This is a genomic window from Lysinibacillus capsici (assembly GCF_003367505.1).
Taxonomy (GTDB): Bacteria; Bacillota; Bacilli; order Bacillales_A; family Planococcaceae; genus Lysinibacillus; species Lysinibacillus capsici.
On record NZ_PXXX01000021.1, the window covers coordinates 54732 to 63709 of the forward strand.

The 8978-nt window shown below is 38.0% G+C and carries 9 protein-coding genes; 4 read left to right on the top strand and 5 right to left on the bottom strand.

Going from position 1 to position 8978, the window contains the following annotated elements:
- Window positions 1-132 precede the first annotated feature (132 nt).
- Window positions 133-1053 (top strand): 1,4-dihydroxy-2-naphthoate polyprenyltransferase, encoded by a 921-nt coding sequence (locus C7B89_RS19285; protein WP_016992515.1) that lies wholly within the window; start codon window positions 133-135, stop codon window positions 1051-1053.
- A gap of 12 nt (window positions 1054-1065) precedes the next feature.
- Here C7B89_RS19285 and C7B89_RS19290 read toward each other — a convergent pair whose 3' ends face one another.
- The 5 genes from C7B89_RS19290 to C7B89_RS19310 form a co-directional block, all read right to left on the bottom strand.
- Entirely contained in the window at window positions 1066-1992 is a 927-nt protein-coding gene (locus tag C7B89_RS19290) for a dipeptidase (protein WP_115674334.1), read from the bottom strand.
- A gap of 47 nt (window positions 1993-2039) precedes the next feature.
- Window positions 2040-2489, bottom strand: coding sequence for a TraR/DksA C4-type zinc finger protein (locus tag C7B89_RS19295; RefSeq protein ID WP_066038115.1), 450 nt, complete (start codon window positions 2487-2489; stop codon window positions 2040-2042).
- A 75-nt stretch (window positions 2490-2564) separates the two neighbouring features.
- Entirely contained in the window at window positions 2565-3326 is a 762-nt protein-coding gene (locus C7B89_RS19300) for a MerR family transcriptional regulator (RefSeq protein ID WP_048391040.1), read from the bottom strand.
- Window positions 3327-3468: 142 nt separating this feature from the next.
- Window positions 3469-4683: a diaminopropionate ammonia-lyase gene (locus C7B89_RS19305; protein WP_115674335.1), complete on the bottom strand. Its 1215-nt coding sequence runs from the start codon at window positions 4681-4683 to the stop codon at window positions 3469-3471.
- A gap of 135 nt (window positions 4684-4818) precedes the next feature.
- A complete protein-coding gene (locus tag C7B89_RS19310; protein ID WP_115674336.1) occupies window positions 4819-5799 on the bottom strand; it encodes an ABC transporter substrate-binding protein in 981 nt (326 codons plus the stop codon).
- A 159-nt stretch (window positions 5800-5958) separates the two neighbouring features.
- Here C7B89_RS19310 and C7B89_RS19315 point away from each other — a divergent pair, with 159 nt between their 5' ends.
- Genes C7B89_RS19315 through C7B89_RS19325 form a run of 3 tightly spaced genes read left to right on the top strand, consistent with a single transcriptional unit; the run spans window position 5959 to window position 8825 of the window.
- Window positions 5959-6960, top strand: a complete 1002-nt coding sequence (locus C7B89_RS19315) for a FecCD family ABC transporter permease (protein ID WP_048391034.1) — start codon at window positions 5959-5961, stop codon at window positions 6958-6960.
- On the top strand, window positions 6960-8015 hold the full coding sequence (locus C7B89_RS19320; RefSeq protein ID WP_048391031.1) for a FecCD family ABC transporter permease: 1056 nt from the start codon (window positions 6960-6962) through the stop codon (window positions 8013-8015). Before C7B89_RS19315 ends, C7B89_RS19320 begins: the two co-directional genes overlap by 1 nt.
- A 15-nt stretch (window positions 8016-8030) precedes the next feature.
- Window positions 8031-8825 (top strand): ABC transporter ATP-binding protein, encoded by a 795-nt coding sequence (locus C7B89_RS19325; RefSeq protein WP_054549894.1) that lies wholly within the window; start codon window positions 8031-8033, stop codon window positions 8823-8825.
- Window positions 8826-8978 lie beyond the last annotated feature (153 nt).

Below are 8978 nucleotides of genomic sequence, written 5' to 3' on the forward strand. Positions count from 1 at the left end.
TTCATAAATGCATGTTCTATTGTATCACTTTTTTTCATTAAACAGTATGTAATAAGCTGTGAACCTACCCATTTTCTCAATCTTCGTTTAAAATAAGAAGAGTCGACAACATTTGAAGGAGAGAAAGACCTTATGACCAAAGTCATTGAAGCTGATAGGGGTTTTAAAGTGTGGTGGCATTTAACACGTCCACATACTTTAACCGCTTCATTTGTTCCTGTATTCCTAGGAACAGCAATTGCCTTAGCAATTGAAAAAGAAACAATTGATTTTGGACTATTTTTTGCTATGCTCATTGCAAGTATGCTTATACAAGCAGCAACGAATATGTTCAATGAATATTATGATTACAAATTAGGATTAGATAACGAGCATTCCGTCGGGATTGGCGGAACGATTGTCCGTCATGGTGTACAGCCAAAAACAATTATGATGATTGCATTAAGCTTTTATGCTATTGCCATGCTTCTTGGCATTTACATATGTGCCTCAACATCTTGGTGGTTAGCTGTTGTCGGACTTGTTTGTATGCTTATTGGCTTTTTATATACAGGTGGACCATACCCAATCGCCTATTCGCCATTTGGTGAAATTGTTTCTGGCGCAGTAATGGGGATGGGCATTGTATTAATTGCCTTCTATATTCAAGCGCTTACAGTAACACTAGATGCTGTCTTGCTCTCTGTACCAAGCATGATTTTAGTCGGTGCCATTATGCTATCGAACAATATACGTGATATTGTTGGCGATACAGAAGGCGGACGAAAAACCTTAGCTATTTTGGTAGGACGTGATAATGCAATTTCCGTGTTATCAGGCTTTTTTATCGTCTCTTATTTATGGGTGATTGCTCTTGTAGCAGTTGATGGTATTACTTTTTGGGCATTAATCATCTTCCTAAGTATTCCAAAACCATTACGTGCCATTCAAATTTTCCGAGACAAAAAAGAAGCCAAAGAGGTAATGCCTGCGATGAAATATACAGCGCAAACAAATACATTCTTCGGCTTCCTATTAGGAATCGGTTTATTAATTCATTATTTCTTTTATTAAGATGCGGCAGCCTTAACGGGTTGCTGCTTTTTTTACATAGCGTCGGAAATTTTGGCTTGCAATACCATACACTTCTTCATCTGAAAAGCGTGTACGTAATGCCTCTAGTAAATTTTGTGCCTCTCCTGCATGGGCTAAGCCACTGACAGTCCTATCAATCCCATCAAAATCGGAGCCTAATCCAATATGCTCCACACCTACCAGTTTAGCTAAATGCTCCACATGCCCCACTAAATGGTCTAGTGTTGCACCTTTGCCTATAAAGAGTGGGAAATAAACTACATGGATATGTCCTCCCGCCTCAACAAGTGCCTTTGCCTGGGCATCAGTTAAGTTACGCGGGTGATCACATAGTGCACGTGCATTACTATGGCTTGCAATAATATGCTTTGCAAGCGGCAAGACATCCCAAAAGCTTTGCTCATTTAGATGGGACACATCAATAATAATATCGCGTTCATTTAATAATTGTATAACTTCTTTACCAAATGGCTTTAAACCAAGAGTTGCATCCTGTTCAGCACCATGGGCCACAGCATTTCCTTCATTCCATGTTAAACCTACCAACTTCACCCCTGCATCCAGTACAGCTGTCAGTTTTGTTAAATCTTCGCCAATGGCACTACAGCCCTCTAAGCTTAAAATGGCTCCAATTTCGTGGGAAGCTAATTGATCTAACTGTGCCCAATCTGTAATATGCACCATGCCCTCTGTTTGTAATACGTGAGTATGGAATGCTTCGATTTGGCGCATGACCTCAAGAAATTGTAAACTTTGTGGGATTTTTGGGTCAATAAAGATAGCGAACACTTGCGCCTCTACTTGCCCTAATTGCAATCTTTTTTGATTAGCATGTATTCGTACATCCTCAGCAAAATTGGCCGTTTCAAGAGTAGTTAACTTTAAAAGCGCATCACAATGTAAATCAATAATCTTCATATCCTCACCTCTACAGTTATTATACTGCTTCTGCGAGGAAAAACTTACTAAATTTTATCCTGTGGTGTATCAGAAGAGCCGAATTCCTCCAGCTCAATAAAATCATCTGATTTTGGTGTCGAAGAAAGAACATCTTCTTCCACTGGTCGTAAATTGTCTTCTTTCTTTTCTGCATGTTCCACACATGTCAGAGCTTGCGGCATTGCCTTTAAGCGACCAATCGGAATTTCTTTACCACAGACTGTACAATTGCCATATGTACCGTCTGCCATTGCTTGAAGAGCTTCTTTTATTTCTTCAGCATTATCACCACGATGCTCATCAATAGCCATTTCTGTAAGCTGATCCGTTAAATCACTTGCATTATCAGCTGGATGATTATCATAATTCGATAATTCTGTCGCTTGAGGTCGCTCTGATTCTTCTATTCGTTGTTCTATTTCTTGTAATTCTTGCTCTAGTTGTCTTTTTAATTGTTGCATTACCTGTTGATCCACAATAATCTCCTCCTCATGCTTTCATTTTTTCCTGTTTTACGATTTCTAAAACATGTCAGCATAAGGAAGACCTATTTACTTACTTGTATAAGCTATAATGGCGTCATGCAAAAATTGCGCTGCTCCTGTTTCACCACGCTCATCATAATAAGCTGTAAAGCGTTCATCAGCAATATACATTTGTGCCAGCCCTGCATGTGCCTCTTTGGAATACTCTTTCCACGTAAAGTTGAGCCAGCGTTTATGCAACTCTGCAACTTCCATCGCAATGTCACTTGTTGTATCTCCAAGTTTCATTGCCTCTGCTAAACGTTCAAACATTTGCTGTTCTAGCTGTTGCATCGCTTGATATTGTTGCTCCGTCATGTTCATAAGCTTAGCATTGGATGCATCCACTGTTTCATTCCCATATTTCTCACGGATTTCTTTGCCGTACTGCTTTTCGTTATTCTCAATTAACTTTTCTTTAAAGCCTTTAAATTTTTCTTCATTAGACATTGGTTGTTCCTCCTCAATGGATTGTATTGTTTTTTCTACTGTCTGTAAGATCGTTTCCAACTGCTCTTTGCGTTGAAGCAAAGCAGCTCTATGTGTTTTGAGCGCCTCAGCATGCTGAAAATTTGGTGCTTGAATAATAGCCTGAATTGTCGCTAATTTCATATCCAAAGCACGGTAAAATAAAATCTGCTGCAACATATCGACCTCCCATTGGCCATAAAATCGATAACCTGCCTCATTGGTTCTTGCTGGTTTCAGCAATCCAATTTCATCATAATAACGCAATGTTCTTGTACTAACGCCCGATAGTTGAGCAAGCTCCTGAATGGTATATTCCATCTCATCACCTCCACTAATGCTACTGTAAGCTTTGACGCAACGTTAAGGTCAAGAGTTAAAATAAAAAAATTTAATTAAACTTAATTATACTTTCAAATCCTTTTACAAAAGGAAAATAGCAAACTAGTAAATCACTAGTTTGCTATTGATTCGCATATTTCCCATGCCATACTATTTCTCGATAACTCTCTTTATCTGTATCACCCTCTGTATTAATAAACAGCACCCTTGCCTGTTCATTTAGGTGCAAGGTATGTTTTAATTCCTTATATTGTTCATCAGTCATTATTTCATAAAAGCAACCAAATGGCGCCGCTCCTGATTCACCAGCTATAATGCGAGTGTCTGTAGCTAAAGGATTTCCTAGAACGCGCATACCTGTTGCTGCTATTTCTTCCTCACAGGAGATACTTATTTTTGTGTAGGCTTTTAAGATTTGCCAAGCCTGTGGATTCGGTTCACCACAAGCAAGACCTGCCATTATAGTTTGCATCTCCCCACCAACAGTGACAAATTGATCTGTATTTTTCTTAAAGCTTTCATAATAGCAATTAGCGACATGTGGCTCAACCAAGACAAATGTAATATCCTGCTCATAGTATTGCTGTAAAAATGCTACTACTGCTCCGGCAAAGGACCCCACACCAGCTTGCAAAAATACATGTGTTGGGGCTTGCTGTATCTGTTCAACAATCTCCTGTACAAGGGTTGTGTACCCCTGCATAATCCATAATGGAATTTCATCATAGCCTTGCCACATTGTATCCTGAATCAAAACCCAACCATTTTCTAGTGCAAGCTGTGAGGTATAACGAACAGTATCGTCATAATTCATTGTCGTAATTTCAGCAAAAGCCCCTTCACTTTTAATATGCAGTAACCGCTCAGCGGCGCTACCAGCTGGCATATATATTCTTGCTTGAAAACCCAGTTCTCTTGCAGCCCATGCCACACCACGACCATGATTTCCATCTGTCGTTGAAATAAATGTTAGATTGCCTACTTGCGCTCTTACTTCTGGAGTTTTTAACTGTTCAAACGATAGCTCCTCTATATTCCTTCCAAGCTTATTGGCAACATATTGCGCAATTGCATAAATACCTCCTAAAACTTTAAAGGCATTTAAACCAAATCGATAAGATTCATCTTTAATCATAATTTTTTCTACATCCATATATGAAGATAGTGCCTCAAGATGATGGAGTGGTGTCTTCTCAAATTGCTCATATGTACGCTGAAATTGACCAACCTTCTTCACTTGATCTAGTGAAAAATATGGAAGTATTGCTGTTGCTTGTTTTATATGATCTTGCTCTAAATAATGCTGATTATAAACCCACCTTAATTTTTCCTTCATCGTCATCCCCCTCAATTTATGGTCAATATCTACATCATAGTCTATCTAACTTTAAAGTACCAGGAGAGTATATATTAGGAAGTAAAAAAACTATACATTTATCGAACATCGATAAATGTATAGTTTATAAGAAAATTATTTAACAAAGATTTCTTTCACTTGATCTAGCATAATATTCGCAGCTAAAATGCCTCCAGCCGTATTCCAAATGACATCATCCACCTTATGTGCATTGCCTTTTTGGACAGCTGATAAGTTTTTCCAAAGCGGGTCTTGTGTCCACTCTTGTTCAGTTGCTAGTGCTGAATCATCGCCTGTTGGCATGTACGTGAAGTAGAAAATAACATCCCCATCCATTTGAGGGATCGCTTCTTTCCCTACTTCAATCGCTAAGTTTCCTAGTTTAGCATTATCTTTAAATAAATCTGCTTGCGCTGCAACACGTTTAAATCCTAAAGCATCAAAAATCACACCTGAGAATGAATCTGTGTAATAGATACGAGATTTATCGGCCATAAAGCGTACAAATGAAACTTCTTGGTTGGTTTGTTCTCCAAGTTCTTCTTTCAGAGCTTGTAACTTATCTTCGTAAGCTTTTAGAACTTCTTCACCTTTTGTTTCTTGATTTACTGCTTTAGCGTATAATTTAAAATTCTCTTTCCAGTCACCACGTAATGTATCAGAAAACACAGTTGGAGCAATTTTGCTAAGTTTAGCATAATCTTTTTCTTGTCGTAATTTATTGCCAATGATTAAATCTGGCTTTAAAGAAGCAATTTTTTCGATATTTATTTCATGTTCAATACCGACAACCTCTACACCTTCCATTTGATCCTTGATGTGATCATACCATGGATCGCCTGTCCAAGATTGAACAGCACCTACTGGTTTAATACCTAGAGCTAATAATGCTTCTGTTCCTTCATTAGTTAAAACAACGATACGTTTTGGTGTGTCTTTTACTTCAGTTGTCCCCATTGCGTGGTCAACACTGTAAGCATTGCTTTCTTTTGTACTTTCTTCTTTGGCATCATCCTTAGAAGTACCGCATGCTGCCAGAACAAAAATAGCAACCACAGCTAGTAAAACTAATAGTTTTTGAAAAGCTTTTTGCACCTTTTCTTCCTCCAATGTATATGATAAAATGTTTAAGCATATTTGACGAGAATGAAAATCACTTTCATCTGTCTAAGAACGATATTAATCGTATTGTATGTAACTATCAAAGTCAATAACTAATTTAATAATTTTCCAAGAAAAGAGTACACGTTAAATATGATATTAAAAAATAATTATTCCAAAATGATTGCTTTACTAGTAGGAGTCATACTATTACTTCTTTCTATGGGGATCAGTATTGTGTATGGTTATGCAAATACTTCTATTCAAACTACGTATGAATCTTTTAGACAATTTAACAATTCAAATGAGCATCTTATTATTCAAAATGTTCGAATTCCAAGAGCTCTTATAGCCAGTTGCGTTGGTGCTTCATTAGCTATTACAGGCGTGCTTATGCAGACCTTAACGAAAAATCCATTAGCCTCTCCTGGAATTTTGGGCATTAATGCAGGAGCAGGCTTTGCTGTTGTCTTTGCCATGATTTTTTTCCACATTTCAAGCTTGCAATCTTTTGCGTGGATTGCATTTCTTGGTGCTGCAATCGCTGCTTTATCCGTTTATGGGATTAGTTTCTCAGGTAGAGATGCTGTTACTCCAGTGAAAATAACTTTAGCTGGTGCTGCCATCAGTGCCCTATTTGCATCATTTACACAAGGTTTACTCGCTACAAATGAAGCAGAGCTTGATCAAGTTTTGTTTTGGTTAGCAGGTTCTGTACAAGGTAGAAAACTTGAAATTCTACTATCTGTTCTACCGTATCTAGTAATTGGGTGGATTGCTGCCCTCATCATTTCCCCCAAAATGAATATTCTTGCTCTTGGCGATGATGTAGCAAGAGGTCTTGGTTTACGTTTAGGACTTATGAAGATATTGGTCGGTCTTATTGTTATTTTTTTAGCAGGGGGAGCAGTTGCAATTGCTGGCCCCATTGGTTTTATAGGGATTGTCGTTCCCCATTTTGCGCGCAAGTTTGTCGGCACTGATCATCGATGGCTTATTCCTATGGCTGCTTTACTTGGGGGGATACTTTTATTGCTGGCTGATGTTGCGGCTCGTTATATTATCATGCCACAAGAAGTTCCAGTAGGCGTCATGACTGCTATGATTGGCACACCATTCTTTATTTACCTTGCGCGAAAAGGTGGAAAAAAATAATGAAACATGTAAAAACAATTCGTTTACTTCAACAAAAAATTTCATTTTTAATAGATGTACAAGCTATAAAAAAATTAACAGTGATTTGCATACTAACTCTTGCCGTGTTCTTTCTTAGTGCATCATTTGGTGATTCATTCATCAATCCATTTAAAGTTTTACAAGCTTTTTTTGGTTACGGCTCAGATTTTGATCAACTGATTATTATTGATTTTCGAATGCCTCGAATTTTCATGGCCTTGTTTGCTGGAATGGCGTTAGCCGTCGCAGGTGCAGTTTTACAAGGAATCATTAAAAATCCACTTGCCTCACCTGATATAATCGGCATATCTGCTGGTGGTGGGGCAGCGGTTGTTGGTTTCTTAGCCATTTTCAGTGATTCTAATCACTCTTTAACAGTTAGTATAGAGTGGTTGCCATTAGCAGGATTCATAGGTGCTACTATCGTCGGATGTATAGTCTACCTATTTGCTTGGAAAGATGGTGTCACACCAAATCGTCTTGTCTTAATCGGTATTAGCGTGTCGGCATTCATGCAAGCAATTACTACAATGTTAATGATTATCGGCCCAATTTATCAAGCAAGTGAAGCGAATAAATGGATTACGGGTAGTGTCAAAAGTTCGGATTGGGATCAAGTACAAATCGTTGTTCCATTGATTATTGTACTTCTACTTATCACCTTTTTTATTACTCGGCAGTTAAATGTTCAAGAATTAGGTGATGATACAGCATCAAGCCTAGGGCAGCCTGTTCAAAAAACACGCCTTTACTTAATTCTATTATGCTCCAGTTTAGTAGCGAGTGCCATAGCATTTGCTGGTGCTATTGGGTTTGTAGGATTAATGGCTCCTCATATTGCACGACGCATTGTTGGTTCATCGTTCGGTGTACTTATTCCAGCATCCGCTGCAATTGGCGCATTGCTTGTAATGGTTGCAGATATTATAGGTCGTACAGCATTTAGCCCATTAGAAGTACCCGCAGGCGTCTTTACTGCTGCTATCGGTGCTCCTTACTTTATCTATTTATTATTTAGAAACCCTAAAAAATAAAGGAGTCTATACTACATGACTGAATCTTTATTAACCAAATCTCTAACATTAAGTTATGGTGATTTCAATATTATCGAAGATCTCAATTTATCTATTCCTTTGAATGAAATTACTGTATTAATCGGAGCGAATGGCTGTGGTAAATCCACACTCTTACGCTCCATTGCTCGATTATTAAAACCTAAAAAAGGCTCCGTTTTATTAGACGGTGAGGATATTTTTAAATTATCTACAAAACAAGTGGCTAAAAACCTCTCTATTCTTCCTCAATCTCCTGTTGCACCAGAAGGCTTAACTGTCCTACAACTTGTGAAACAAGGTCGCTATCCTTACCAAAGTTGGCGACAACAGTGGACTGAAAAGGATGAAGAAATCGTTTTAAGCGCTTTAAAAGCTACAGGTACAGAGCATTTACAAGATAGACCAGTAGATGAGCTATCAGGAGGACAACGTCAACGTGCTTGGATAGCTATGACGCTTGCTCAAGATACAGATATCATTCTTTTAGACGAGCCTACGACATACTTAGATTTAACTCATCAAATAGACGTTTTAGATTTACTATTCGAATTGAACCAACAGCAAAAGCGAACTATTATTATGGTACTACATGATATTAATCTTGCTTGTCGCTATGCCGATCATATTATTACAGTGCGTGACCGTGGTGTCTATCGTCAAGGGAAACCAGAAGAAATTATGACCACTGATTTAGTTAATCATGTGTTTGACCTTGATTGCCAAATGACGACAGATCCAATCTTTGGTACACCTCTTTGCATCCCATATGGAAAAGGGCGAAAAATTTAATCGCTAATTTGAAAAACAACAAGCCTACACAGTTTAATCCTTCTGTGTAGGCTTTCATTTATTATAGCTTTGTTATAAATCTAAATATCAAGTAAATTAAAAAGTGCAGTAGATGTAAATTCATCTACTGCACTTAGTATGACCCGTACGGGA

Bases quoted from the DNA above. Each gene is read 5' to 3' on its own strand.
- C7B89_RS19285 (WP_016992515.1), top strand. From the start codon at position 133: ATGACCAAAGTCATTGAAGCTGATAGGGGTTTTAAAGTGTGGTGGCAT.
- C7B89_RS19290 (WP_115674334.1), bottom strand. From the start codon at position 1,992: ATGAAGATTATTGATTTACATTGTGATGCGCTTTTAAAGTTAACTACT.
- C7B89_RS19300 (WP_048391040.1), bottom strand. From the start codon at position 3,326: ATGGAATATACCATTCAGGAGCTTGCTCAACTATCGGGCGTTAGTACA.
- C7B89_RS19305 (WP_115674335.1), bottom strand. From the start codon at position 4,683: ATGAAGGAAAAATTAAGGTGGGTTTATAATCAGCATTATTTAGAGCAA.
- C7B89_RS19315 (WP_048391034.1), top strand. From the start codon at position 5,959: ATGATATTAAAAAATAATTATTCCAAAATGATTGCTTTACTAGTAGGA.
- C7B89_RS19320 (WP_048391031.1), top strand. From the start codon at position 6,960: ATGAAACATGTAAAAACAATTCGTTTACTTCAACAAAAAATTTCATTT.
- C7B89_RS19325 (WP_054549894.1), top strand. From the start codon at position 8,031: ATGACTGAATCTTTATTAACCAAATCTCTAACATTAAGTTATGGTGAT.